Origin of the sequence: Erwinia amylovora (assembly GCF_017161565.1) — a bacterium.
In the GTDB taxonomy this organism is placed as follows: domain Bacteria; phylum Pseudomonadota; class Gammaproteobacteria; order Enterobacterales; family Enterobacteriaceae; genus Erwinia; species Erwinia amylovora.
The window spans coordinates 3588828-3613727 of sequence record NZ_CP066796.1; the positions used below are offsets into that span (position 1 = coordinate 3588828).

Below are 24900 nucleotides of genomic sequence, written 5' to 3' on the forward strand. Positions count from 1 at the left end.
AGAGGTATCACAGTTTCTGGATTTGATTCAACTTTTTTCGTAATTTAATTGCAGAGCGACGCGACCAGATTTGTAAAATATGCTTTATAATCAGTGTTTAATCACATTATGAATGTTTTTCATTAATCACGCTGCGTCACTTCCTCACGTGGCATGGCGGTATGTTATCACTTCGTAGAGGAGAGGGCAGGAGCTGGTTGGGCCTGGCAGTATTGCGGGATGCTGCATAATTCTGATATTTCCTGCTCGCCGAATAAAACGAGGTAGCGCACAGTAGTATGGACAAGGAGAGTCTATGTCGCTATCAGTTGCTTACACCCGTGCCGCGATTGGCATCCAGGCACCACTGGTGTCCGTGGAAGTTCATCTCAGTAATGGCCTTCCTGCATTATCACTGGTTGGATTGCCGGAAACCACCGTTAAGGAGGCTCGTGACAGAGTGCGCAGCGCCATCCTTAACAGCGGTTTTTTTTTCCCGGCTAAACGGATAACCGTTAGCCTGGCACCGGCCGACCTGCCTAAAGAAGGCGGCAGATATGACTTACCTATCGCTGTCGCCATTCTCGCGGCTTCAGAACAGGTTCCGGCAGAAAAACTTATTCAGTATGAATTTCTGGGTGAACTGGCCCTCACAGGCACGCTACGTGGCGTACAGGGCGCTACTCCCGCTGCGCTGGCGGCGTTAGACGCTCGTCGGCAACTGATTCTCTCAGCCGAGAATCAGCATGATGTTGGGTTGATTCGGCATGGCGAGAGCCTGATTGCCACCCATCTTCTGGAGGTGTGCGCCTTTTTACATGGTAAAGCACCACTGGATGCTGCGCACTGCGAACCTGAAGAATCCCTGCCGTCCACGGGAGATTTAAATGAAATTATCGGCCAACAGCAGGCAAAGCGCGCGCTGGAGATCACGGCAGCGGGAGGGCACAATCTGTTGCTCATCGGCCCGCCGGGAACCGGCAAAACGATGCTGGCATCCAGACTTAGTGGCCTGATGCCGCCCCTGAGCGATCGTGAAGCGTTAGAGAGCGCCAGCCTTGCCAGTCTGATATCCGGCAGCGATTTTCGGCATAACTGGCGCCAGAGACCCTTCCGCGCCCCTCACCATAGCGCATCACTGTATGCGCTGGTGGGTGGAGGATCACTGCCTAAACCCGGGGAAATTTCGCTGGCCCATAACGGGGTACTGTTTCTGGATGAGCTGCCCGAGTTTGAACGCCGTGCGCTGGATGCACTGCGTGAACCGCTTGAATCGGGAGAGATTAGCATTTCGCGAGCCAGAGCAAAAATTACTTATCCGGCCCGCTTCCAGCTGATTGCAGCAATGAACCCCAGCCCAACCGGACATTATCGCGGCCCGCATAATCGCTCATCACCCCAGCAGACGCTGCGCTATCTGAGCCGCCTCTCCGGCCCATTCCTTGACCGTTTTGATATTTCTCTGGAAGTACCACTGCTGCCAGCAGGAATGATGAGTGCTCAACATGGCGAAAGTGAGTCCAGCCATCAGGTGCGCGAACGGGTGCTGTTGGCCCGTGAACGGCAGCTGGCGCGCTGTAATAAAATGAATGCAGCAATGAGCAACCAGGAAATCCGGGCTTGTTGTAAACTGACGCCTGAGGATGCTGAATGGCTGGAGCGGGTAATGATCCAGCTGGGTCTGTCGGTACGCGCATGGCAACGCATTCTGAAAGTTGCCCGCACTATCGCAGACATGGCCGGGGAGCCATGGATTAGTCGGGAACACCTGACCGAAGCCGTTAGCTACCGGGCTATCGACCGTTTACTGATCCATCTACAAAATAGTCTGGATTAGCTTAATAAAAAAGGGCCGAAGCCCTTTTTCGTTAATCATCGCTGTCCGAATAGTCTTCAACGCCTTCCATTTGTGGCTTGCCACCGGACAGGGTATGAAAACGTTTAGGACGTTTAATGCGGGTCATGTATTTTGACCATACTTTTTCAGCCTCGGTCTGTGGCTCACGCACACCACGGCATACCTCAATAAACAAACGCTCTTCTTCCGTAGTGGGTTGACGCTTTGCCAGGTCCAGCTCATTAAAAGCGTTACCATAATGCTCAAGAAGTTGAGCTTCTTTAATAGTAAAATCACCGTGACGTGAGAAACCACGAGGGTAATGTTTGTTGTCAAAAAACCGATTAGTTGTTGCGAAGCTTTCCGCCATTGACACGCTCCTGACTCTTATATGGCCGTGCTATTTATGGCGCGGAGTATTAGATAGGCTTGACAGAGTGTAAAACAAAACATTTAAATCATGACGATAAATGTTTTTTAGGAGTCAGATGTGGATACGGAATTACTGAAAACCTTCCTTGAAGTGAGCAAAACACGACACTTTGGCCGGGCTGCCGAAGCGCTCTATCTCACTCAATCTGCTGTTAGTTTTCGTATCAGGCAGCTTGAAAACCAGCTGGGCGTGAATCTGTTCACTCGTCACCGTAATAACATCAGACTGACAGCAGCGGGTGAGCGTTTATTGCCCTATGCGGAAAACCTGATGAGTACCTGGCTGATGGCAAAAAAAGAGGTGGCACATACCCAGCAACATCACGAGTTGTCGATAGGGGCCAGTGCCTCACTATGGGAAACGTGCCTGACTCCATGGTTACAAAAATTATACGAAAAACATGAAAACTTACATATTGAAGCGCGGATCGCGCAGCGAAATTCGCTGGTTAAGCAATTGCACGAACGTCAGCTTGACCTGTTGATCGCCACTGAAGCGCCAAAAATGGACGAACTGGCCAGCCAGCAAATTGGTCACATTGCACTGTCGCTATTCCGCTCGCGTAAATCGAACAAAAATGAAAAATATCAGTATATCAGGATGGATTGGGGCGCTGATTTTCACCAGCATGCAGGCTTCCTGGCCGGTGCTGATGATGTGCCAGTGTTAAGCACGACTTCTGCACACTTAACCCGCCAGCTGCTTCATACTACCGGGGCCTGCGCTTTTTTACCGGAAACCTGGGGCAAAGAATACAGCGACCTTATGGTTGTTCCTGACACAGCAATCGCTCGCAGACCGCTGTTTGCGGTATGGTTGGGAAACAGCGACCAGCAGGCGCATATTCGTCAGTTGCTTAGATTCCCGGTGAATAGCCAGTCATAAAACCCGCCGGGTCAGAATACTGGCCCTCTTTTACAGGATGTCTTAGGCGTTACAGCAAGGGAATGACGTGAATTTCAGGCAAAAAAAAACCTTGCATAAGCAAGGTTTTCTTATTTTTGGCAGGGGCGGAGAGACTCGAACTCCCAACACCCGGTTTTGGAGACCGGTGCTCTACCAATTGAACTACGCCCCTAAAAGGGTGGCGGAACGGACGGGGCTCGAACCCGCGACCCCCTGCGTGACAGGCAGGTATTCTAACCAACTGAACTACCGCTCCACCGATTCTGTACTGATATCAGAAAACGTCTGATTTCAGGTGTATCACCTTTACCTTGTCAGGGGTAAAGTCGCGACCAGATGACTGGTCTGTATTTGATGCCTGGCAGTTCCCTACTCTCGCATGGGGAGACCCCACACTACCATCGGCGCTACGGCGTTTCACTTCTGAGTTCGGCATGGGGTCAGGTGGGACCACCGCGCTAAAGCCGCCAGGCAAATTCTTTGTGCACGAAACGGATCTTTTTCACTGGTGCCGCACTGGCCGCGCCTGTAAACTCAGTCACATACCTCAGTATGCGCTTTCCTTCACTGCACCTGCCGCCTTGCTTCAGCACAAAATCTTTCGTTTCCTGCAAATCTGTTTTCCGGTGAACAAGCTGAATATCGTTTTTCGTCTCTCAACACAACCCAGAACGCTTCTGGCGTTGTAAGGTTAAGCCTCACGGGTCATTAGTACCGGTTAGCTCAACGCATCGCTGCGCTTACACACCCGACCTATCAACGTCGTCGTCTTCAACGTCCCTTCAGGACTCTCAAGGAGTCAGGGAAGATTCATCTCGAGGCAAGTTTCGCGCTTAGATGCTTTCAGCGCTTATCTTTTCCGCACTTAGCTACCGGGCAATGCCATTGGCATGACAACCCGAACACCAGCGGTGCGTTCACTCCGGTCCTCTCGTACTAGGAGCAACCCCTCTCAATCTTCCAGCGCCCACGGCAGATAGGGACCGAACTGTCTCACGACGTTCTAAACCCAGCTCGCGTACCACTTTAAACGGCGAACAGCCGTACCCTTGGGACCTACTTCAGCCCCAGGATGTGATGAGCCGACATCGAGGTGCCAAACACCGCCGTCGATATGAACTCTTGGGCGGTATCAGCCTGTTATCCCCGGAGTACCTTTTATCCGTTGAGCGATGGCCCTTCCATTCAGAACCACCGGATCACTATGACCTGCTTTCGCACCTGCTCGAGCCGTCACTCTCGCAGTCAAGCCAGCTTATGCCATTGCACTAACCTCACGATGTCCGACCGTGATTAGCTGACCTTCGTGCTCCTCCGTTACTCTTTGGGAGGAGACCGCCCCAGTCAAACTACCCACCAGACACTGTCCCCACGCCGGGTAACGGCGCCAGGTTAGAACATCAAACGTTAAAGGGTGGTATTTCAAGGTTGGCTCCACGCAGACTGGCGTCCACGCTTCGAAGCCTCCCACCTATCCTACACATCAAGGCTCAATGTTCAGTGTCAAGCTGTAGTAAAGGTTCACGGGGTCTTTCCGTCTTGCCGCGGGTACACTGCATCTTCACAGCGAGTTCAATTTCACTGAGTCTCGGGTGGAGACAGCCTGGCCATCATTACGCCATTCGTGCAGGTCGGAACTTACCCGACAAGGAATTTCGCTACCTTAGGACCGTTATAGTTACGGCCGCCGTTTACCGGGGCTTCGATCAAGAGCTTCTCCTTGCGGATAACCCCATCAATTAACCTTCCGGCACCGGGCAGGCGTCACACCGTATACGTCCACTTTCGTGTTTGCACAGTGCTGTGTTTTTAATAAACAGTTGCAGCCAGCTGGTATCTTCGACTGGCTTCAGCTCCACGAGCAAGTCGCTTCACCTACGCGCCAGCGTGCCTTCTCCCGAAGTTACGGCACCATTTTGCCTAGTTCCTTCACCCGAGTTCTCTCAAGCGCCTTGGTATTCTCTACCTGACCACCTGTGTCGGTTTGGGGTACGATTGGATGTTACCTGATGCTTAGAGGCTTTTCCTGGAAGCAGGGCATTTGTTACTTCAGCACCGTGGTGCCTCGTCATCACGCCTCAGCCTTAAAGAGTTCCGGATTTGCCTGGAACTCAAGCCTGCACGCTTAAACCGGGACAACCGTCGCCCGGCTAACATAGCCTTCTCCGTCCCCCCTTCGCAGTAACACCCAGTACGGGAATATTAACCCGTTTCCCATCGACTACGCCTTTCGGCCTCGCCTTAGGGGTCGACTCACCCTGCCCCGATTAACGTTGGACAGGAACCCTTGGTCTTCCGGCGAGCGGGCTTTTCACCCGCTTTATCGTTACTTATGTCAGCATTCGCACTTCTGATACCTCCAGCATGCCTCACAGCACACCTTCGACGGCTTACAGAACGCTCCCCTACCCAACGGACGTATCCCGAAGCCGACTCGACTTTGATGGCGCATTGACGTCGCTGCGCTCCGTCAATCGTTATCCACTTCAGTGAATCTGCTTGGGTGATACGTCCGCTGCCGCAGCTTCGGTGCATGGTTTAGCCCCGTTACATCTTCCGCGCAGGCCGACTCGACCAGTGAGCTATTACGCTTTCTTTAAATGATGGCTGCTTCTAAGCCAACATCCTGGCTGTCTGTGCCTTCCCACATCGTTTCCCACTTAACCATGACTTTGGGACCTTAGCTGGCGGTCTGGGTTGTTTCCCTCTTCACGACGGACGTTAGCACCCGCCGTGTGTCTCCCGTGATAACATTCTCCGGTATTCGCAGTTTGCATCGGGTTGGTAAGCCGGGATGGCCCCCTAGCCGAAACAGTGCTCTACCCCCGGAGATGAGTTCACGAGGCGCTACCTAAATAGCTTTCGGGGAGAACCAGCTATCTCCCGGTTTGATTGGCCTTTCACCCCCAGCCACAGGTCATCCGCTAATTTTTCAACATTAGTCGGTTCGGTCCTCCAGTTAGTGTTACCCAACCTTCAACCTGCCCATGGCTAGATCACCGGGTTTCGGGTCTATACCCTGCAACTTAACGCCCAGTTAAGACTCGGTTTCCCTGCGGCTCCCCTATACGGTTAACCTTGCTACAGAATATAAGTCGCTGACCCATTATACAAAAGGTACGCAGTCACACCACGAAGGTGCTCCCACTGCTTGTACGTACACGGTTTCAGGTTCTGTTTCACTCCCCTCGCCGGGGTTCTTTTCGCCTTTCCCTCACGGTACTGGTTCACTATCGGTCAGTCAGGAGTATTTAGCCTTGGAGGATGGTCCCCCCATATTCAGACAGGATGTCACGTGTCCCGCCCTACTCATCGAACTCACAGCAAGTGCCTTTTTGTGTACGGGGCTGTCACCCTTTACTGCGCGACTTTCCAGACGCTTCCACTAAGGCACAAACTGATTCAGGTTCTGGGCTGTTCCCCGTTCGCTCGCCGCTACTGGGGGAATCTCGGTTGATTTCTTTTCCTCGGGGTACTTAGATGTTTCAGTTCCCCCGGTTCGCCTCATGCCACTATGTATTCATGACATGATAGTGCAACGGATTGCACTGGGTTTCCCCATTCGGGTATCGTCGGGTATTGCGGTTCATATCACCTTACCGACGCTTATCGCAGATTAGCACGCCCTTCATCGCCTCTGACTGCCTGGGCATCCACCGTGTACGCTTAGTCGCTTAACCTCACAACCCACAAGCGTCCCGAAAGACGTGTGTCGGTTGCAGGCATTGAGAGACTCGAACATATCGTGGCTTCATTCTGATTACGGAGAATGAACACGACATGTCGTTTCAATTTTCAGCTTGTTCCGGATTGTTAAAGAGCAAATATCTCAAACGTGACTCGCTTTCGCGGAATCAGTTTTGAGATACGGGTGATAACGTCTTTCACTTCGTTACCGGTATGGCGTCCCCAAGGGGATTCGAACCCCTGTTACAGCCGTGAAAGGGCAGTGTCCTGGGCCTCTAGACGATGGGGACTCTGGTGTGACTTTGCTCGTTACTTTTTATCAGACAATCTGTGTGGACACTGCGCCGGAAGGTATCTTCAGGTAAGGAGGTGATCCAACCGCAGGTTCCCCTACGGTTACCTTGTTACGACTTCACCCCAGTCATGAATCACAAAGTGGTAAGCGCCCTCCCGAAGGTTAAGCTACCTACTTCTTTTGCAACCCACTCCCATGGTGTGACGGGCGGTGTGTACAAGGCCCGGGAACGTATTCACCGTAGCATTCTGATCTACGATTACTAGCGATTCCGACTTCACGGAGTCGAGTTGCAGACTCCGATCCGGACTACGACGCACTTTATGAGGTCCGCTTGCTCTCGCGAGGTCGCTTCTCTTTGTATGCGCCATTGTAGCACGTGTGTAGCCCTGGCCGTAAGGGCCATGATGACTTGACGTCATCCCCACCTTCCTCCGGTTTATCACCGGCAGTCTCCTTTGAGTTCCCGACCGAATCGCTGGCAACAAAGGATAAGGGTTGCGCTCGTTGCGGGACTTAACCCAACATTTCACAACACGAGCTGACGACAGCCATGCAGCACCTGTCTCACGGTTCCCGAAGGCACTTCCGCATCTCTGCAGAATTCCGTGGATGTCAAGGCCAGGTAAGGTTCTTCGCGTTGCATCGAATTAAACCACATGCTCCACCGCTTGTGCGGGCCCCCGTCAATTCATTTGAGTTTTAACCTTGCGGCCGTACTCCCCAGGCGGTCGACTTAACGCGTTAGCTCCGGAAGCCACTCCTCAAGGGAACAGCCTCCAAGTCGACATCGTTTACGGCGTGGACTACCAGGGTATCTAATCCTGTTTGCTCCCCACGCTTTCGCACCTGAGCGTCAGTCTTCGTCCAGGGGGCCGCCTTCGCCACCGGTATTCCTCCAGATCTCTACGCATTTCACCGCTACACCTGGAATTCTACCCCCCTCTACGAGACTCTAGCCTGCCAGTTTCGAATGCAGTTCCCAGGTTAAGCCCGGGGATTTCACATCCGACTTGACAGACCGCCTGCGTGCGCTTTACGCCCAGTAATTCCGATTAACGCTTGCACCCTCCGTATTACCGCGGCTGCTGGCACGGAGTTAGCCGGTGCTTCTTCTGCGGGTAACGTCAATGCTGGAGGTTATTAACCTCTCACCCTTCCTCCCCGCTGAAAGTACTTTACAACCCGAAGGCCTTCTTCATACACGCGGCATGGCTGCATCAGGCTTGCGCCCATTGTGCAATATTCCCCACTGCTGCCTCCCGTAGGAGTCTGGACCGTGTCTCAGTTCCAGTGTGGCTGGTCATCCTCTCAGACCAGCTAGGGATCGTCGCCTAGGTGAGCCATTACCCCACCTACCAGCTAATCCCATCTGGGCACATCCGATGGTGTGAGGCCCGAAGGTCCCCCACTTTGGTCCGTAGACGTTATGCGGTATTAGCTACCGTTTCCAGTAGTTATCCCCCTCCATCGGGCAGTTTCCCAGACATTACTCACCCGTCCGCCACTCGTCACCCAAGAGCAAGCTCTCTGTGCTACCGTTCGACTTGCATGTGTTAGGCCTGCCGCCAGCGTTCAATCTGAGCCATGATCAAACTCTTCAATTAAAAGTTCGATTTGCTGAAACAAGTCCAGCGATGCTCAATCGTAAAACGTCATAATGAATTTCATTATGTGTTCACTCTTAAGACTTGATATTTTTTTGACGCCCGGAGGCGTCTGATATCAATCCTGCGAGTGCCCACACAGATTGTCTGATAAATTGTTAAAGAGCGGTGCGTACAGTGCCTTGGCATCCTGTCGCGAGGTGGCGTATATTACGCTTTCCTCCTCCGGAGTCAACCTCTTTTACAGAAGTTTTTCCGGCGGTTCAGAACTTCCTGAACCTCTCCACACGCCGGCCGGTAAGCCGTTGTTCCGTGTCAGTGGAGGCGCATTATAGGGAGTTTCTCACGGCTGACAAGGGCTAATCAAAAAAAACTTTCTGAGTGTTGCTTTTTCATTCTAAAGAGCCTTAAAGCGCCAGTTTTTCGAGCGTTTTGAAACCGTAACGTTGCAGAACGGGTATTAATTGTACTGCCTGTTCGGTATTGTCCAGACATAAAGCCATGTTGTCATCGGTTGAAACCGCTACAGGCGACTCATTTTCCAGTAACCATACCGTGCGACGAGCTATCGCCGCTCCCGAATCAATCAGCCGGGTACCTTCCGGCAGTACCTGCTGAAGCTCTTCGCTGATAAGAGGGAAATGCGTGCAGCCCAATACCACCGTATCAGGCGGTTCCGACATACGCAGCCACGGCTGCAAAATGCGTCTCACCTCTTCAATCGCCACCGGCTGTCCGTGCAGTTTAGCCTCGGCCAGTTCGACCAACTCTCCTGAACCTAACATTTCGGTTCTACATTCACCGGCGAAGCGGGCTACCAGTTCATGTGTATAAGGGCGCTTAACCGTGCCCCGCGTTGCCAGCAGGCCGACAATACCATTTCGGGTCAGGCGGGCGGCAGGTTTGATTGCTGGCACCACCCCAACCACAGGAAATGCAAAGCGCGCACGTAGGGCTGGCAGTGTAACAGTGCTGGCAGAGTTGCAAGCGATTACCACCAAAGCAAGGGGATAGCGGCGGGTAACTGCTGTAACAATGGCCAGCACGCGCTCGACGATGAACTCTTCCGACTTTTCACCATAAGGAAAGGCGACATTATCGAAGGCGTAGAGATAATGGAGATCGGGCAACAATGCGCGGATTTCACTATAGACAGAAAGCCCACCCACGCCGGAGTCAAAGATCAGCACGGTGGGACGTGGAGCAGAAGGTGTCGCGTCCTCTGAAGTCATATTCCCTTCCAGGGGTTTCATAGCCATACGCTGTCTCGTGAGATTTATCGAACAGGTCGGCAATTCTACCACGAACGTTGAATCCGAATATCACTGGATAGGAAACGGGAAAAAAAACCACAAGCCAACGCAGCTCATTCTGACGGCTTGCCGATAAGGACAACGCTGGACATGAGTTGCAGAATCCCTACAATCGGCCGGCTATCACTGACAAATCATCAGGAATCAACATGACCCCCGAACAGCTGCCAATTGAGCAATATGAAGACCAGCTCACTGAGAAAGTGACACGCCTGACATCAATGATGTCTGCGTTTAACGTCCCTGAAGTGGAAGTCTTCCGTTCAGCGGTCAGCCATTATCGGATGCGTGCAGAGTTCCGCATCTGGCACGAGGGTGACGATCTGTACCACATTATTTTCGACCAGCAGACGCGTGAGCGCATTCGCGTCGACAGTTTCCCGGCAGCCAGTGAGCTAATCAACCGCCTGATGCCGCGTCTGATTAACAGGTTACGTGACCAGCACGTACTGCGATTTAAACTGTTCCAGATTGACTATTTGTCAACGGTTAGCGGTCAGATGGTGGTATCAATGCTCTATCACCGTAAGCTGGATGAAGAGTGGCAACGGGCCGCCACTGCGCTACGTGATGGCCTGCGGGCGGAAGGTTTCGATCTGCATCTGATCGGCCGCGCCACTAAAACAAAAATCTGCCTCGATCAAGATTACGTTGATGAACGTCTGACCGTAGACGGCCGTGAGATGACCTACCGCCAGGTGGAGAACAGCTTCACGCAGCCAAACGCTGCTGTAAACGTCAAAATGCTGGAATGGGCGCTGGATAGCACGCGCAATGCCAGTGGCGACCTGCTTGAACTTTACTGTGGTAACGGTAATTTCTCGCTGGCGCTGGCGCGCAACTTCAACCGCGTGCTGGCGACCGAGATCGCCAAACCCTCGGTGGCCTCTGCTCAGTACAATATTGCCGTTAACCAGATAGACAATGTACAGATTATCCGCATGGCGGCAGAAGAGTTCACGCAAGCAATGAATGGCGAAAGGCGCTTTAAGCGACTGGAGGGAATCGATCTCACCAGCTACCAGTGCGAAACCATATTCGTCGATCCGCCGCGCAGCGGGCTGGATGATGAAACGGTGAAAATGGTACAGGCCTATCCCTGTATTCTTTATATATCCTGCAACCCGCAGACGCTGTGCGACAACCTGGCCACGCTGTCCACCACGCATGACATCACTCGCCTGGCGCTGTTTGACCAGTTCCCGTATACCCATCATATGGAGTGCGGTGTATTACTCACGCGCCGCAGTTAATACCACACGCCCCTGTCAGCAAGGCAGGGGCGTGATAGCAAACTCTGTCGTTAACCTGTCGCCTTATTGGCTGGAAAGCAGGCAACATGGAAAGAGCGGCTAGGTGGAAGAGTACCGTTTTAAGCGCATGCCAATCCAGAAAACGACTATCACCATCAGTATTACAGGCACAAAGTTAGAGCCTATATCAGGGTACTCTGCTCTGACTATCGCGCTGTATACCAGAATACCCAGCAGGAAGAATGCCGCCGCCAGCGACGGCATACCGTCCGGCATGGCACGGTTGAGATAACGTTGATGCAGGCCCCAGGTAGAAAGGCCCAGCACAATCAGAGGAAATATTGAAAACGGCACCACCGTACTGAACAAAGCGGCAAAAGAGCCGTTGATCGCCAGTCCGCTAAGAAATGTCAATAACAGGGTTCCCTTATCGCGACCCGTAGCTAAACTCATGTCGTCTCCTTTTTATCGTTGGATTGCAGCATCACCGCCAGCTTCTCCTGTTCCCGCCGATACCAATAGTATGAGCCTTTCGAAATCATACGAAGCTGGAGTACCAGCCGCTCTTCCAGCTGACGACGCTGGCCGCCATCGATATCCAGCGCTTCGGCACCGGCATTGAACACAATAATGACCATCGCTTCCGCCTGGGCTTCAGTAAAGCTGCGCGGCACGCGGTTTTCAATCTCCAGATAATCCGCCAGCTCGGCAATGAAATGCTGTATTTCGCGGGCAACGGCGGCACGAAACGCGGCTGACGTGCCGGAACGCTCACGTAGCAGCAGGCGAAATGCGTTTGGATTATTGTCGATAAACTCCATAAAGGTGGAGACGGATGTGCGGATCACACTGCCGCCTTTAGCGATACGCTGGCGCGCCTGGCGCATCAGCTGCCGTAACATCAAACCGCTTTCATCGACCATGGTTAAGCCTAATTCATCCACATCACGGAAGTGACGATAAAATGAAGTTGGGGCAATACCCGCTTCCCTGGAAACTTCTCGTAAACTGAGACTGGCAAAACTTCGCTCGGCACTAAGTTGACTGAAAGCCGCTTCGATAAGTGTACGCCGTGTACGTTCTTTTTGCTGCGCCCTGACGCCCATTTTTAAGCCTGTTGTGCATGCCAGAGGGGCACTATAACAAAAATTTCAGCGTACAGTCCGGCAAACTTCGTCAATCCCTGTTAACTCGGCATTTTATCAATTGATGGTATAAAATACGGTTAGAATTGGGAAGTTGCCGGCATGATGTTACAATCCTGTTGTAAATTTGTATAAAATATAGGGCGTATTGGTATGCAAAAGTCTTATGATTACGACGCCATTGTCATTGGATCAGGTCCCGGCGGTGAAGGTGCCGCAATGGGGCTGGTGAAACAGGGTGCGCGCATCGCCGTGATTGAGCGCTATCACAATATCGGCGGCGGTTGTACACATTGGGGGACCATCCCTTCGAAAGCGCTGCGCCACGCTGTCAGCCGTATTATCGAGTTCAACCAAAATCCCCTCTATAGCGACCATACACGTCTTCTGCGTTCCTCTTTCGCCGACATCCTCAAGCACACCGAAAATGTGATTAGCCAGCAAACCCATATGCGCCAGGGCTTCTATGAACGCAACCACTGCCAGATCTATCAGGGGGATGCGCGTTTTGTTGATGCCAACACCCTCGAAATTGAAAGCCATGACGGCAGCATTGAACGGCTGACGGCGGAAAAGTTCGTCATTGCCTGTGGTTCTCGTCCTTATCACCCACCGGACGTCGATTTCAGCCACCCGCGTATCTATGACAGTGACTCGATCCTCAATCTGCACCATGAGCCAGGCCATGTGATTATCTATGGTGCCGGAGTGATCGGCTGTGAATACGCATCTATTTTCCGCGGGCTTGCCGTTAAAGTCGATTTGATTAATACCCGTGACCGCCTGCTGGCATTCCTCGACCAGGAAATGTCAGATTCTCTTTCCTATCATTTCTGGAATAACGGGGTGGTGATCCGCCATAACGAAGAGTTCGACAAGGTTGAAGGAGTGGCTGATGGCGTCATCATGCACCTGAAATCGGGTAAAAAGCTGAAAGCTGACTGCCTGCTGTACGCCAATGGCCGTACCGGCAATACCGATTCATTGTTTCTGGAAAATGTTGGACTGGAAGCAGACGGTCGCGGCCTGCTGAAAGTGAACAGCATGTACCAGACGGCACAGCCGCATATCTATGCGGTAGGTGATGTGATTGGTTACCCAAGCCTGGCCTCGGCAGCCTACGATCAGGGGCGTATTGCCGCACAGGCAATGATCAAAGGGGAAGCAACCGCCCATCTGATTGAAGATATCCCAACCGGGATCTACACCATCCCGGAAATCAGCTCCGTCGGGAAAACCGAGCAGCAGCTGACGGCGATGAAAGTGCCCTACGAAGTGGGCCGGGCGCAGTTTAAGCACCTTGCGCGCGCGCAGATCGTCGGCATGAACGTCGGCAGCCTGAAAATCCTGTTCCACCGTGAAACCAAAGAGATCCTTGGCATTCACTGCTTTGGCGAACGTGCCGCCGAGATTATTCATATCGGTCAGGCGATCATGGAACAGAAAAACGGTGGCAACACGATTGAGTACTTCGTGAATACCACCTTTAACTACCCGACAATGGCGGAAGCCTACCGGGTTGCGGCGCTAAACGGCCTGAACCGGCTATTTTAGATTCGACATTACGCCCTGCATATGTTCACGGATCGCCTCTGCCAGCTGTTCATAACGGCCACGCAAAGGTGAACCCGGGCGATACACCAGGGCAATCGTGCGCTGCGGCTCGGGCTTATAGCACGGCAGGTAGCAAACCCCATCACGCACCCGCTCTTTCGGCACCGCCAGTGCGGGCAGCAGCGTGATACCGCTACCCGCCGCCACCATATTTCGCAGCGTTTCCAGACTGGTGGCGCGGAAATGCGTGTCTTCGTCTGCTCCCGCCTGGAAGCAGAAGCCCATCGCCTGGTCGCGCAGACAGTGACCATCCTCCAGCATCAACAGTTTTTCCCCAGCCAGTTCGGACATCGCCACCCGATCGCGTTCATGCCACGGATGATCGGCATAAATTGCCAGCCGCATCGGCTCGTCGAACAACGGTACTTCAATAAAGGCTTCCGACTCTTTCACCAGCCCGAGGATAGCGCAATCCAGCTTACCGCTGTCAAGCTGCGCCAACAGCTGGTGCGTCTGCGCTTCATGCAGATACATCTCCAGCTTAGGGAAAGTCTGATGCAGATTGGGGATAATCTGCGGCAACAGATACGGGCCAACGGTGGGGATCAGACCAATATGCAGCGGCCCGGACATCGCTTCCCCCTGCTGGCTGGCCATCTCTTTCAGCACCTTGACTTCACGCAGTACGGTGCGCGCCTGATCCACCAGCAGCAAACCCGCCTGAGTAAATAACACCTTGCGGCTGGTCCGTTCCAGCAGCATCACGCCCAGTTCATCTTCCAGTTTACGGATTTGGCCACTCAGCGTAGGCTGGCTGACGTGACAGGCATCGGCCGCACGGCGAAAATGGCGGTGCTCCGCCAGCGCAACAAGGTACTCCAGATCACGAATATTCATCTTATCCTCCATTCCACGATAGCCCGTGGCGATAGATAGGATAGCAATCAACGATTATCCCTATCAAGCTTGAATGTTAATAATATGGCGGTTCACGTTAAATACTCCTTCATCTGTTAACCGAGAGGTCTTTTATGTTTGCAAGTCAGGAAGGTAAATCCATCCCGCAGGTCACTTTTCATACGCGTCAGGGCGATAGCTGGATTGATGTCACCACTGATGAGCTGTTCAAAGACAAAACGGTGATCGTTTTTTCACTGCCGGGCGCGTTTACTCCTACCTGCTCGTCCAGCCATCTGCCGCGTTATAACGAACTGTCAGATGTATTCAAACAGCATGGCGTGGACAGCATTCTGTGTGTCTCAGTCAACGACACCTTCGTGATGAATGCCTGGAAAGCCGATCAGCGCGCCGAACACATTACTTTTATTCCTGATGGCAACGGCGACTTCACCCGAGGCATGGAAATGCTGGTAGAGAAAGCCGATCTTGGTTTTGGCCCGCGCTCATGGCGCTACTCAATGCTGGTTCGCAACGGCGTGGTAGAGAAGATGTTTGTCGAGCCAAACAAACCGGGCGACCCGTTTGAAGTGTCCGATGCCGATACCATGCTGCGCTATGTGGCGCCGGAATATAAGGTGCAGGAATCAGTGTCTCTGTTCACTAAACCAGGCTGCCCGTTCTGTGCTAAAGCCAAGCAGATGCTGTTGGATCGTGGGATTCAGTTTGAAGAGATTGTGCTGGGTCAGGATGCCACCACCGTCAGCCTGCGCGCCGTCAGCGGCCGCGCTACCGTGCCACAGGTCTTTATCGGCGGACGCCATATTGGCGGCAGCGATGATTTAGAACAGTTTTTGACAGCGTAGTGACGCGAACAGAAGTGCGATCCCGGCGGGTCTGACGACCCGCCCTTTTTTTAAGCCAGAAGCCGTTTGGCTTCGGTAATCGCTTGCGATACCTGATGCAAAGACACGCCGCCTTTCGCGTTACGCTTATCCAGACAGGATTGCAGTGACAGAATCGGATAAACATCGTCGCCGATGACGCGACTGAACTGCTGCAATTCTGACAGCTTCAGCGCTTCGAGCGCCACGCCCCGTTTAATCGCTTCCACTACCGCTTCGCCAACTATATGGTGCGCTTCACGGAAGGGCACGCCTTTAGCCACCAGATAATCCGCCAGTTCGGTGGAATTGGCATAGCCCTGCTCGGCCGCTTCCTTACAGCGCGGACGTTTCACCTGAATGCCATCCAGCACCAGCGCCGCCATATGCAGGCAGTCAGCCCAGGTGTCGAGCGCGTCGAACAGCCCTTCTTTGTCTTCCTGCATATCTTTGTTATAGGCCAGCGGCAGGCCTTTCAGCGTCATGCTCATCGCCGTCAGAGCACCCTGTACGCGGCCAACCTTGCCACGGATCAGCTCCAGCGCGTCCGGGTTTTTCTTCTGCGGCATCAGCGAGGAGCCAGAAGTCACCTTGTCGGACAGCTCCACAAACCCGGCTTCACCGGTATTGAAGAAAATCAGATCTTCCGCGAAGCGCGACAGGTGCACCATGCCGATGGAAGCATCGGACAGCAGTTCCAGCACATGGTCGCGGTCAGATACGGTATCAAGGCTGTTGCGGGTAGCAGAAGCAAAACCTAACCAGCCGGCCAGCTGCTCACGATCGATTTCATAAGCGGTTCCCGCCAGAGCGCCGCAGCCCAGCGGACTGACGTCCAGGCGTTTCAGCGTATCCTGCAGCCGGCTTTCATCACGCGCCAGCATCTCAACATAGGCCAGGCACCAGTGTGCAAAGGTGACCGGCTGAGCGCGTTGCAGGTGAGTATAACCCGGCATCACCGCATCCTGATTGGCTTCCGCGGTGGCGATCAGCGCCTGCTGGAACTGACGCGTGGCGGCCAGCAGCTCGCTGACCTGCGCTTTGCACCACAGTTTCAGGTCGGTCGCGACCTGGTCATTGCGGCTACGCCCGGTGTGAAGTTTCTTACCCAGCGCGCCGACTTTATCAATCAGTTTGCCTTCCACCCAGCTATGAATATCTTCGGCATCACTGGCCAGAATCTGTTGCGGATCGGCGCGCACTTCATCCAGCAGCGCATTCAGCGCGCTTTCCAGCTGCTGCTGCTCCGCGTGGGTTAATACATTGACCGTTACCAGCGCTTTGGACCAGGCGACGGAGCCGATAATGTCCTGCTCTGCCAGACGATAGTCGAAGCGCAGTGAGTCATTAAACTGCTTGAAACGTTGATCTGCTGGCTGCGTAAACCGTCCACCCCAAAGTGCCATGCTCAGTGCTCCTTAACTTATCTGATAAGGACGGCACCTGTGCCGCCCCTGATATATTCAGCAGCGAGGTCAACCTCGCCCCGGGTGCAAATTTACTTCTTTTCGTTCAACGCGCGGATGCGTGAAGAGAGTGAGAACAGACGGATAAAGCCGCCTGCATGGCGGTGATCGTACACTTCGTCTTCGCCGAAAGTGGCAAACTCTTCGGAATACAGGCTGTTGGCTGATTTCTTCTGAATGGCGGTAACCTGACCTTTGTAGAGTTGCAGCACCACTTCACCGTTCACTTCTTCAGCCAGCGCTTCGGCGGAAGCCTGGATTGATTTACGCAGCGGTGCGAACCAGCGGCCATCGTAAACCACATAGGACATTTCCAGCCCCAGCTGCTCGCGCCATTTAAAGCTGTCACGATCCAGAACCAGCTGTTCAACCGCACGCAGCGCGTTGACCATAATGGTGCCACCGGGGGTTTCGTAGCAGCCGCGCGACTTAATGCCCACCAGGCGGTTTTCCACGATGTCGATACGGCCCACGCCGTGACGCGCACCAATTGCATTCAGCTTGTCCAGGCAGCCGAACGGGCTTAACGCTTCGCCGTTTACCGCCACGACGCGACCTTTCTCAACGGCAACGGTGACCTGTTCTGGCTGGTCCGGCGCTTCCAGCGGATCGACGGTCCACACCCAGCAGTCTTTGTTCGGGGCGTTCCACGGGCTTTCCAGCACGCCGCCTTCGGTGGAGATATGCCAGGCGTTTTCGTCACGGCTGTAGATTTTTTCCAGCGATGCGGTAGTCGGGATATGACGCTCTTTCAGATAGCCCAGCAGCGCCTCACGCGAGCGCAGATCCCATTCACGCCATGGCGCCACCACTTTCAGCTGTGGCGCCAGCGCGGTGTAAGTGGTTTCGAAACGCACCTGGTCATTCCCTTTGCCGGTTGCACCGTGGCACAGGGCATCGGCTCCCACTTTCAGCGCCAGCTCTACCTGGGCTTTGGCGATAATCGGGCGCGCCATCGACGTACCCAGCAGGTAGGTGCCTTCATACAGGGCACCGGTTTGCAGCACCGGATAAACGTACTCGCTGATGAACTCTTCACGCAGATCCACCACATGGCACTCTGACGCACCGGACTGCAGCGCTTTCTGCTCCACGCCTTCCAGGTCGCCACGCTCCTGGCCGATATCCGCCACGAACGCCACCACTTCGCAGCCGCCATAGTTCTCTTTCAGCCACGGAATGATGGCTGAAGTATCCAGACCGCCGGAGTAAGCCAGCACGATTTTCTTGATGCTTTTGTCTTGCATTGTCTTTTTTCCTTGAATGAATACGTTACTTATTGAGCGAGAATACGGGTGCCAATGGACACGCCGTTAAACAAGTCGGGCAGCCGTTCGGCATGGCGCCAGCTGGCAATATCGACCGGGCGGCCCAGCGTGCGGGCAGCCTCCAGTGCGGCATTCACTTTAACCACCATGCCGTCGGTGATCACCCCTTCGGCAATCAGCTTTTCAGCTTTCCCGGCCGTCATCTCTGCAATACGCTGCTTACTGGCGTCCAGAATTCCGCTCACGTCAGACAGCAGGATCAGGTCGGCGCCCAGAGTAGCAGCCAGCGCCGTAGCGGCCTGATCGGCGTTGACGTTCATCAGCAGGCCATCTTGCGTGATACCGATTGAGCTAACCACCGGCAGAAAGCCGGCAGCCAGCAGGGTGTTTATCAGGCGCGGCGTACCCGGTTTCGCCAGGCCAACGTGCCCCAGTTCATCGTCGAAGCGCTCCACATTGACGCTGCCGCCATCACCAAGACACAGGCCGACCGCATCGATACCGTGTTTTTTCGACCACGCCAGCAGGGTTTTGTTGGCCGTTCCGGCCAGCGCGCCGGTGATCACGTCAATCTGATCGGCAGGCGTCACGCGCAAGCCGTTTTTCTTTTTCACCGGAAGCGACAGTTTGCTCATCAGTTCATCGACCAGGCAGCCGCCACCGTGAACAATCAGCAAAGGCCGCTGATGCGTGCTACGGTAGCTTACCAGCGCAGTAAAAAGACGCGCCAGCGCCTCTTCGCTGTCCAGCAAAACACCACCTAACTTGATAATTAACGGGTTGGTCATAAAGTCGCTCTCTGTCAATCACTGCGCTGCGGGATGCCGAAGCGTTGGTGCAACCGCCGGCGGGTAAGAGAGAATTATCGGTTCCCATTCGCCCGCCGCTATTGTATTTTTATTCACTATTAATGCATGAATATTGATACTATCCTAACGCAAGGACTGTCAACAGTGAAGACAAAATTACCCAATTTTATTGAGATTTACCGCCAGTTGATTGCAACGCCATCAATCAGTGCTACCGACAGCGCGCTCGATCAAAGCAATGAAACTTTAATCAATTTGCTCGGCGGCTGGTTCCGCGATCTTGGCTTCAGCGTTGAGGTACAGCCGGTTCCCGGCACGCGCAATAAATTCAATATGCTGGCCAGGAGCGGACAGGGTGCCGGCGGCCTGCTGCTGGCGGGCCATACCGACACCGTTCCCTTTGACGATGGCCGCTGGACGCGCGATCCCTTCACGCTTAACGAGCATGACAATAAGCTGTACGGACTCGGCACCGCCGATATGAAAGGTTTCTTCGCCTTTATTTTAGACACGCTGCGTGATGTTGACCTGTCTGCGCTGAAAAAACCGCTGTACGTTCTGGCCACCGCCGACGAAGAAACGACGATGGCCGGTGCGAAATTCTTCTCTGAATCCACCGCTCTGCGCCCGGACTGCGCCATCATTGGCGAACCAACCTCGCTAAAACCGGTGCGCGCGCATAAAGGCCATATCTCAAACGTCATCCGTATTCAGGGGCAGTCCGGCCACTCCAGCGATCCGGGCCGCGGCGTCAACGCCATTGAACTGATGCACGAATCCATCACCCGGTTAACGGGGCTGCGCAACACGCTGAAAGAGCGCTACCATCACGCGGGTTTTGCCATTCCTTACCCAACGATGAATTTTGGCCACATTCACGGCGGGGATGCGGCCAACCGTATCTGCGCCTGCTGCGAACTGCATATGGATATTCGGCCGCTGCCGGGCCTGACGCTAAGCGATCTCGACGGGCTGCTGAATGAGGCGCTGGCTCCGGTCAGCGCGCGCTGGCCGGGCCGTCTGACCGTTGGCGAGCTGCACCCGCCCATTCCGGGCTACGAGTGTCCGCGTGACCACCAGCTGGTGCAGGTGGTTGAAAAACTGCTGGGTTGCGAAACCGAGGTGGTGAACTATTGCACCGAGGCGCCGTTTATTCAGCAAATCTGCCCAACGCTGGTGTTAGGCCCGGGATCGATCGACCAGGCGCATCAGCCGGATGAATTTATCGATACCGCCTTTATCAAGCCAACGCGGGAATTAATTGCTCAGGTGGTGCACCACTTTTGCCATCATTAGGTCACGTCCGGGGGATTCAACTGTAAAAACAGCCAGTTGCCCCCGATTTAGATTATTCCTGGTAATTAGAATAATTAATCTCACTATCGCGCCGTTAAATGCTATAAATTTCTTGGACTTAGCCGCACCATACGACGTACCCAAGCCAATTGACGGACGGGGCTTTACGTGGCTAGATAACAGTCTCCGTCAGGGTGAAAAACGCGATAAATACCAGAAAGGGTGTCAGGGGTCATATGAACGAACAATATTCCGCAATGCGAAGTAATGTCAGTATGCTCGGCAAACTGCTCGGGGATACGATTAAGGATGCGCTGGGAGAGAACATCCTCGACCGGGTAGAAACCATTCGTCAACTCTCTAAGTCATCTCGTGCGGGTAATGACGCTCACCGTCAGCAACTGCTTTCCACGCTGCAAAATCTGTCTAACGATGAGCTGTTGCCGGTTGCGCGCGCTTTCAGCCAGTTTCTGAATCTGACCAACGTTGCCGAGCAGTACCACACCATTTCGCCTAACGGCGAGGGCGCAAAGAACCCGGAACTGCTGGCGAAGACTTTTCAGCGCCTGAAGCAGCAGCCGGGCCTGACCGAAGCTGCCGTTCATGAAGCACTTGGGTCCCTGTCGCTGGAGCTGGTGCTGACCGCGCACCCGACTGAAATTACGCGCCGTACCCTGATCCACAAGCTGGTGGAAGTGAACAGCTGCCTTAAGCAGCTGGACCACAATGACCTGTCAGACTACGAGCATGCACAGATCATGCGCCGCCTGCGTCAGCTGGTGGCTCAGGCGTGGCATACCGACGAAATCCGTAAATACCGTCCTTCACCGATCGATGAGGCCAAATGGGGCTTCGCGGTGGTGGAAAACAGCCTGTGGGAAGGTGTCCCTCAGTTCCTGCGCGAGCTGAACGAGCAGGTGGAAGCCGCTTTTGGTTACACCCTGCCGGTCGACTTTGTCCCGGTGCAGTTTACCTCATGGATGGGAGGCGACCGTGACGGCAACCCGAACGTCACCGCCGATATCACCCGCCACGTCCTGCAACTTAGCCGCTGGAAAGCGACCGACCTGTTCCTGCGCGATATCGCGGTACTGATTTCCGAGCTGTCGATGTCCGAGTGTACGCCGGAAGTGCGCGCACTGTGTGGCAACCCGGAAGCGCTGGAGCCGTACCGCGAGATCATGAAAAACCTGCGTAGCCAGCTGAACGGCACTCAGGCTTATCTGGCTGCCTGCCTGCAGGGCGAACGTGTAGCGCGCCCTGCCAACCTGCTGATCTCTAACGAACAGCTGTGGGCCCCGCTGTATACCTGCTACCAGTCATTGCAGGCCTGCGGCATGGGCATTATCGCTAACGGCCAGCTGCTTGATACCCTGCGCCGCGTGAAGTGCTTTGGCGTGCCGCTGGTGCGCATCGATATCCGCCAGGAGAGTACCCGCCACACCGAAGCGATTGCTGAAATCACCCGCTATCTCGGCCTGGGTGACTTCGAGAGCTGGTCAGAAGCCGACAAGCAGGCGTTTCTGATCCGCGAGCTGAATTCTAAACGCCCGTTGACGCCGCGTCAGTGGGAACCCAGCGCCGAAACCCAAGAGGTGCTGGATACCTGTCGCGTGGCCGCGGAAGCGCCACAAGGATCGATTGCGGCCTATGTTATCTCAATGGCGAAAACGCCGTCTGACGTGCTGGCGGTGCATCTGCTGTTGAAAGAAGCGGGGATTGGCTATGCCATGCCGGTGGCGCCGCTGTTTGAAACCCTCGACGACCTGAATAATGCCAACGAGGTAATGAGCCAGTTACTGAGTATCGACTGGTATCGCGGCCTGATTCAGGGCAAGCAGATGGTGATGATTGGTTACTCTGACTCGGCAAAAGATGCCGGTGTCATGGCGGCCAGCTGGGCGCAGTATCAGGCACAGGACGCGCTGATCAAAACCTGTGAGAAAGCCGGTATCACCCTGACGCTGTTCCACGGACGCGGCGGTAGCATTGGGCGCGGCGGCGCTCCGGCACATGCGGCGCTGCTGTCCCAGCCGCCGGGCAGCCTGAAAGGCGGGCTGCGCGTCACCGAACAGGGTGAGATGATCCGCTTCAAGTACGGCCTGCCGGAGGTGACCATCAGCAGCCTGTCGCTGTACACCGGGGCGATCCTCGAAGCCAACCTGTTGCCGCCGCCGGAGCCAAAGCCAGAGTGGATCAGCATTATGGATCGGCTGTCGGCGGTCTCCTGCAAGATGTACCGTGGCTATGTGCGTGAGCACGCGGACTTCGTGCCGTACTTCCGCTCTGCCACGCCAGAGCAGGAGCTGGCTAAACTGCCGCTTGGCTCCCGTCCGGCAAAACGCCGTCCCAGCGGCGGCGTTGAATCGCTACGTGCCATTCCGTGGATCTTCGCCTGGACGCAGAACCGCCTGATGCTGCCCGCCTGGCTCGGTGCCGGGGCTGCGCTCCAGCAGGCGATGGCAGACGGTCAACAGGACCAGCTGGAAGCCATGTGCCGCGACTGGCCATTTTTCTCTACCCGCCTGGGGATGCTGGAGATGGTGTTCTCGAAGGCCGACCTGTGGCTGGCGGAATATTACGATCAGCGCCTGGTCGATAAATCACTGTGGCCGTTGGGCAAACAGCTACGCGATCGGCTGGAGTCGGATATCAAAGCGGTGCTGACCATTGCCAACGATGCGCATCTGATGGCCGACCAGCCGTGGATTGCCGAGTCGATTGCGCTGCGTAATGTTTATACCGACCCGCTTAACGTATTGCAGGCCGAACTGCTGCACCGCTCACGCCAGCAGGAAGCAGCGGGCAGCGAGCCGGATGCCCGCGTCGAACAGGCGCTGATGGTGACTATTGCTGGCGTCGCGGCCGGAATGCGTAATACCGGTTAACGCTGCGTCTGGCGCTGGCTATGCAGCTGGCCAGAAAATGCTCATTTTGCCCGGTCATCAGACCGGGCATGGAGTGCGCATCACTCCCTGTCTCTCGCCGGGATGTGCCATGATAAGAACATTAACTCGATGAAAGCAGGGGTTAAAATGGAAAAATCACCGTCTATAAACACCACCGCTCACAGGCAGTGCACCTGGCCAAAGCCCTGGCCTGCCGTGAGATATTAAGTGCGTTGATATGATTGCTATTGGCCGCACGCGCACAAAGCCACCCTTTTTTTCCTGTGCCGCTAAGAGGCGGCAAGCGCCAGACCCGGACGCACGCCCAGCGTATGGCAGATGGCATAGCTTAATTCCGCGCGGTTCAGCGTATAAAAATGGAAGTCCTTCACCCCTTCGCGACTGAGGATTTTCACCATATCCATCGCCACGTTGGCACCTACCATTTTGCGCGTTTCCGGGTCATCATCCAGCCCGGCAAACATGCTGGTCATCCAGCCCGGCACACGCACGTTGGTCATAGTGGCAAAACGCTGCAGCTGCCTGAAGTTCGATACCGGAAGAATGCCCGGTACAATCTCAACATCGATGCCGGTAGAGACACAGCGATCGCGAAAACGCAGATAGCTTTCCACATCGAAGAAGAACTGAGTAATAGCACGGTTAGCGCCAGCGTCTATCTTACGTTTAAGGTTGATCAGGTCAGACTGCGCGCTTTTCGCTTCCGGGTGTACTTCCGGATAGGCGGCGACCGAGATATCAAAATCGCCCACTTCCTTCAACAGCGCAACCAGATCGGCGCCGTACATTTCCGGCTGGCCGCCGCCCGGCGGCAGATCGCCGCGTAGCGCCACAATATGGCGAATACCATTGTGCCAGTAATCTTCGGCGATGCTACGTAACTCATCACGGGTGGCATCGACGCAGGTCAGATGCGGAGCCGCTTCCAGGCCGGTGCGCTCCTTGATACCTTTGATAATACTGTGGGTTCGGTCGCGTTCGCCCGAGTTCGCACCGTAGGTTACCGAAACAAATTTCGGTTTCAGGCTGCTTAAACGATCGATTGAGTTCCACAGGATGTCTTCCATTTCACCGGTACGCGGCGGAAAAAATTCAAAGGAGACATTAATCTGTCCGCTGATTTCGGCCAGACTCTGGTTCAGTGCTTCGCGCTGATTTGCATGGAAAAAACTCATACCCGGTTACCTCATCGATCGCTGCCATTACACGTCTATCCATTTAGACGTCCAGACATTCAAAATGGATGAGTTCAGTTATTCAGTCAACAGATAAATGAATAACAGCCTTGACATCTTCTCACGCCCAGATGAGGAAATTTCAGGTATTGTAAAACAGCGACGATTTCAGAAGGCACCAGAGGCG

Annotated in this window: 16 protein-coding genes, 3 tRNA genes and 3 rRNA genes; 7 read left to right on the forward strand and 15 right to left on the reverse strand. The window is 54.4% G+C overall.

The features are described from left to right. The first annotated feature begins 295 nt into the window (after window positions 1–295). Window positions 296–1816: a YifB family Mg chelatase-like AAA ATPase gene (locus tag JGC47_RS16350; protein WP_004154893.1), complete on the forward strand. Its 1521-nt coding sequence runs from the start codon at window positions 296–298 to the stop codon at window positions 1814–1816. 31 nt (window positions 1817–1847) lie between these two features. On the opposite strand, the gene JGC47_RS16355 is transcribed toward JGC47_RS16350, so the two are convergent. Then, window positions 1848–2186 (reverse strand): MaoP family protein, encoded by a 339-nt coding sequence (locus JGC47_RS16355; RefSeq protein ID WP_004154890.1) that lies wholly within the window; start codon window positions 2184–2186, stop codon window positions 1848–1850. A 120-nt stretch (window positions 2187–2306) separates the two neighbouring features. Here JGC47_RS16355 and hdfR point away from each other — a divergent pair, with 120 nt between their 5' ends. Continuing rightward, the gene (gene hdfR, locus JGC47_RS16360; protein ID WP_004154889.1) at window positions 2307–3134 is read left to right on the forward strand and encodes an HTH-type transcriptional regulator HdfR; all 828 of its coding nucleotides are present in this window, start codon (window positions 2307–2309) and stop codon (window positions 3132–3134) included. A gap of 117 nt (window positions 3135–3251) precedes the next feature. On the opposite strand, the gene JGC47_RS16365 is transcribed toward hdfR, so the two are convergent. The 7 genes from JGC47_RS16365 to murI all read right to left on the reverse strand — a co-directional run bounded on the left by JGC47_RS16365 (window position 3252) and on the right by murI (window position 10003). Continuing rightward, window positions 3252–3327 (reverse strand) — tRNA-Trp (locus JGC47_RS16365). Between the two features lie 7 nt (window positions 3328–3334). After that, a tRNA-Asp gene (locus JGC47_RS16370) sits at window positions 3335–3411 on the reverse strand. A 100-nt stretch (window positions 3412–3511) separates the two neighbouring features. Further along, window positions 3512–3627: ribosomal RNA gene (rrf, locus tag JGC47_RS16375) — 5S ribosomal RNA — on the reverse strand. Between the two features lie 215 nt (window positions 3628–3842). Then, window positions 3843–6835 (reverse strand): 23S ribosomal RNA (locus JGC47_RS16380). A 221-nt stretch (window positions 6836–7056) separates the two neighbouring features. Beyond that, window positions 7057–7132 (reverse strand) — tRNA-Glu (locus JGC47_RS16385). A 72-nt stretch (window positions 7133–7204) separates the two neighbouring features. Continuing rightward, a 16S ribosomal RNA gene (locus JGC47_RS16390) occupies window positions 7205–8744 on the reverse strand. Together the 16S, 23S and 5S rRNA genes with 3 tRNA genes alongside form the textbook arrangement of a ribosomal RNA operon. A 407-nt stretch (window positions 8745–9151) precedes the next feature. Beyond that, window positions 9152–10003, reverse strand: a complete 852-nt coding sequence (murI, locus tag JGC47_RS16395; protein WP_004154885.1) for a glutamate racemase — start codon at window positions 10001–10003, stop codon at window positions 9152–9154. Window positions 10004–10206: 203 nt separating this feature from the next. Between murI and trmA the strand changes: the two genes are divergently transcribed. Next, a complete protein-coding gene (gene trmA / locus JGC47_RS16400) occupies window positions 10207–11310 on the forward strand; it encodes a tRNA (uridine(54)-C5)-methyltransferase TrmA (protein WP_004154884.1) in 1104 nt (367 codons plus the stop codon). Window positions 11311–11409: 99 nt separating this feature from the next. On the opposite strand, the gene JGC47_RS16405 is transcribed toward trmA, so the two are convergent. Next, window positions 11410–11763 carry a YijD family membrane protein gene (locus tag JGC47_RS16405; RefSeq protein WP_004154883.1) on the reverse strand — a complete coding sequence of 118 codons (354 nt, stop codon included), beginning with the start codon at window positions 11761–11763 and terminating at the stop codon, window positions 11410–11412. Next, a complete protein-coding gene (gene fabR / locus JGC47_RS16410; protein WP_004154882.1) occupies window positions 11760–12416 on the reverse strand; it encodes an HTH-type transcriptional repressor FabR in 657 nt (218 codons plus the stop codon). Before fabR ends, JGC47_RS16405 begins: the two co-directional genes overlap by 4 nt. A 192-nt stretch (window positions 12417–12608) precedes the next feature. Here fabR and sthA point away from each other — a divergent pair, with 192 nt between their 5' ends. Then, on the forward strand, window positions 12609–14009 hold the full coding sequence (gene sthA / locus JGC47_RS16415; protein WP_004154881.1) for a Si-specific NAD(P)(+) transhydrogenase: 1401 nt from the start codon (window positions 12609–12611) through the stop codon (window positions 14007–14009). Here the strand turns inward: sthA and oxyR are convergent. Continuing rightward, a complete protein-coding gene (gene oxyR / locus JGC47_RS16420) occupies window positions 14001–14906 on the reverse strand; it encodes a DNA-binding transcriptional regulator OxyR (protein WP_004154880.1) in 906 nt (301 codons plus the stop codon). The two genes, sthA and oxyR, sit on opposite strands and share 9 nt — an antisense overlap. A gap of 134 nt (window positions 14907–15040) precedes the next feature. Between oxyR and JGC47_RS16425 the strand changes: the two genes are divergently transcribed. Further along, window positions 15041–15772 carry a glutathione peroxidase gene (locus tag JGC47_RS16425; RefSeq protein WP_004154879.1) on the forward strand — a complete coding sequence of 244 codons (732 nt, stop codon included), beginning with the start codon at window positions 15041–15043 and terminating at the stop codon, window positions 15770–15772. A 50-nt stretch (window positions 15773–15822) separates the two neighbouring features. On the opposite strand, the gene argH is transcribed toward JGC47_RS16425, so the two are convergent. The 3 genes from argH to argB form a co-directional block, all read right to left on the reverse strand. Continuing rightward, on the reverse strand, window positions 15823–17196 hold the full coding sequence (gene argH, locus JGC47_RS16430; RefSeq protein WP_004154878.1) for an argininosuccinate lyase: 1374 nt from the start codon (window positions 17194–17196) through the stop codon (window positions 15823–15825). A 92-nt stretch (window positions 17197–17288) separates the two neighbouring features. Continuing rightward, window positions 17289–18503, reverse strand: a complete 1215-nt coding sequence (locus tag JGC47_RS16435) for an argininosuccinate synthase (RefSeq protein WP_004154877.1) — start codon at window positions 18501–18503, stop codon at window positions 17289–17291. A 29-nt stretch (window positions 18504–18532) separates the two neighbouring features. Next, window positions 18533–19312: an acetylglutamate kinase gene (gene argB, locus JGC47_RS16440; RefSeq protein ID WP_004154876.1), complete on the reverse strand. Its 780-nt coding sequence runs from the start codon at window positions 19310–19312 to the stop codon at window positions 18533–18535. A gap of 165 nt (window positions 19313–19477) precedes the next feature. On the opposite strand from argB, the gene argE reads away from it, so the two are divergent. Together argE and ppc are read left to right on the forward strand one after the other, a co-directional pair. Continuing rightward, a complete protein-coding gene (gene argE, locus JGC47_RS16445) occupies window positions 19478–20629 on the forward strand; it encodes an acetylornithine deacetylase (protein ID WP_004154875.1) in 1152 nt (383 codons plus the stop codon). Between the two features lie 236 nt (window positions 20630–20865). Further along, window positions 20866–23517, forward strand: a complete 2652-nt coding sequence (gene ppc, locus JGC47_RS16450; RefSeq protein ID WP_004163738.1) for a phosphoenolpyruvate carboxylase — start codon at window positions 20866–20868, stop codon at window positions 23515–23517. 290 nt (window positions 23518–23807) lie between these two features. Here ppc and metF read toward each other — a convergent pair whose 3' ends face one another. Further along, a complete protein-coding gene (gene metF, locus JGC47_RS16455; RefSeq protein WP_004154873.1) occupies window positions 23808–24713 on the reverse strand; it encodes a methylenetetrahydrofolate reductase in 906 nt (301 codons plus the stop codon). Between the last annotated feature and the right edge of the window lie 187 nt (window positions 24714–24900).

Excerpts from the sequence above, each read along its gene's own strand:
- JGC47_RS16350 (WP_004154893.1), top strand. The coding sequence starts at position 296 with ATGTCGCTATCAGTTGCTTACACCCGTGCCGCGATTGGCATCCAGGCA.
- JGC47_RS16355 (WP_004154890.1), bottom strand. The coding sequence starts at position 2,186 with ATGGCGGAAAGCTTCGCAACAACTAATCGGTTTTTTGACAACAAACAT.
- murI (WP_004154885.1), bottom strand. The coding sequence starts at position 10,003 with ATGGCTATGAAACCCCTGGAAGGGAATATGACTTCAGAGGACGCGACA.
- trmA (WP_004154884.1), top strand. The coding sequence starts at position 10,207 with ATGACCCCCGAACAGCTGCCAATTGAGCAATATGAAGACCAGCTCACT.
- JGC47_RS16405 (WP_004154883.1), bottom strand. The coding sequence starts at position 11,763 with ATGAGTTTAGCTACGGGTCGCGATAAGGGAACCCTGTTATTGACATTT.
- fabR (WP_004154882.1), bottom strand. The coding sequence starts at position 12,416 with ATGGGCGTCAGGGCGCAGCAAAAAGAACGTACACGGCGTACACTTATC.
- sthA (WP_004154881.1), top strand. The coding sequence starts at position 12,609 with ATGCAAAAGTCTTATGATTACGACGCCATTGTCATTGGATCAGGTCCC.
- oxyR (WP_004154880.1), bottom strand. The coding sequence starts at position 14,906 with ATGAATATTCGTGATCTGGAGTACCTTGTTGCGCTGGCGGAGCACCGC.
- JGC47_RS16425 (WP_004154879.1), top strand. The coding sequence starts at position 15,041 with ATGTTTGCAAGTCAGGAAGGTAAATCCATCCCGCAGGTCACTTTTCAT.
- argH (WP_004154878.1), bottom strand. The coding sequence starts at position 17,196 with ATGGCACTTTGGGGTGGACGGTTTACGCAGCCAGCAGATCAACGTTTC.
- JGC47_RS16435 (WP_004154877.1), bottom strand. The coding sequence starts at position 18,503 with ATGCAAGACAAAAGCATCAAGAAAATCGTGCTGGCTTACTCCGGCGGT.
- argB (WP_004154876.1), bottom strand. The coding sequence starts at position 19,312 with ATGACCAACCCGTTAATTATCAAGTTAGGTGGTGTTTTGCTGGACAGC.
- ppc (WP_004163738.1), top strand. The coding sequence starts at position 20,866 with ATGAACGAACAATATTCCGCAATGCGAAGTAATGTCAGTATGCTCGGC.
- metF (WP_004154873.1), bottom strand. The coding sequence starts at position 24,713 with ATGAGTTTTTTCCATGCAAATCAGCGCGAAGCACTGAACCAGAGTCTG.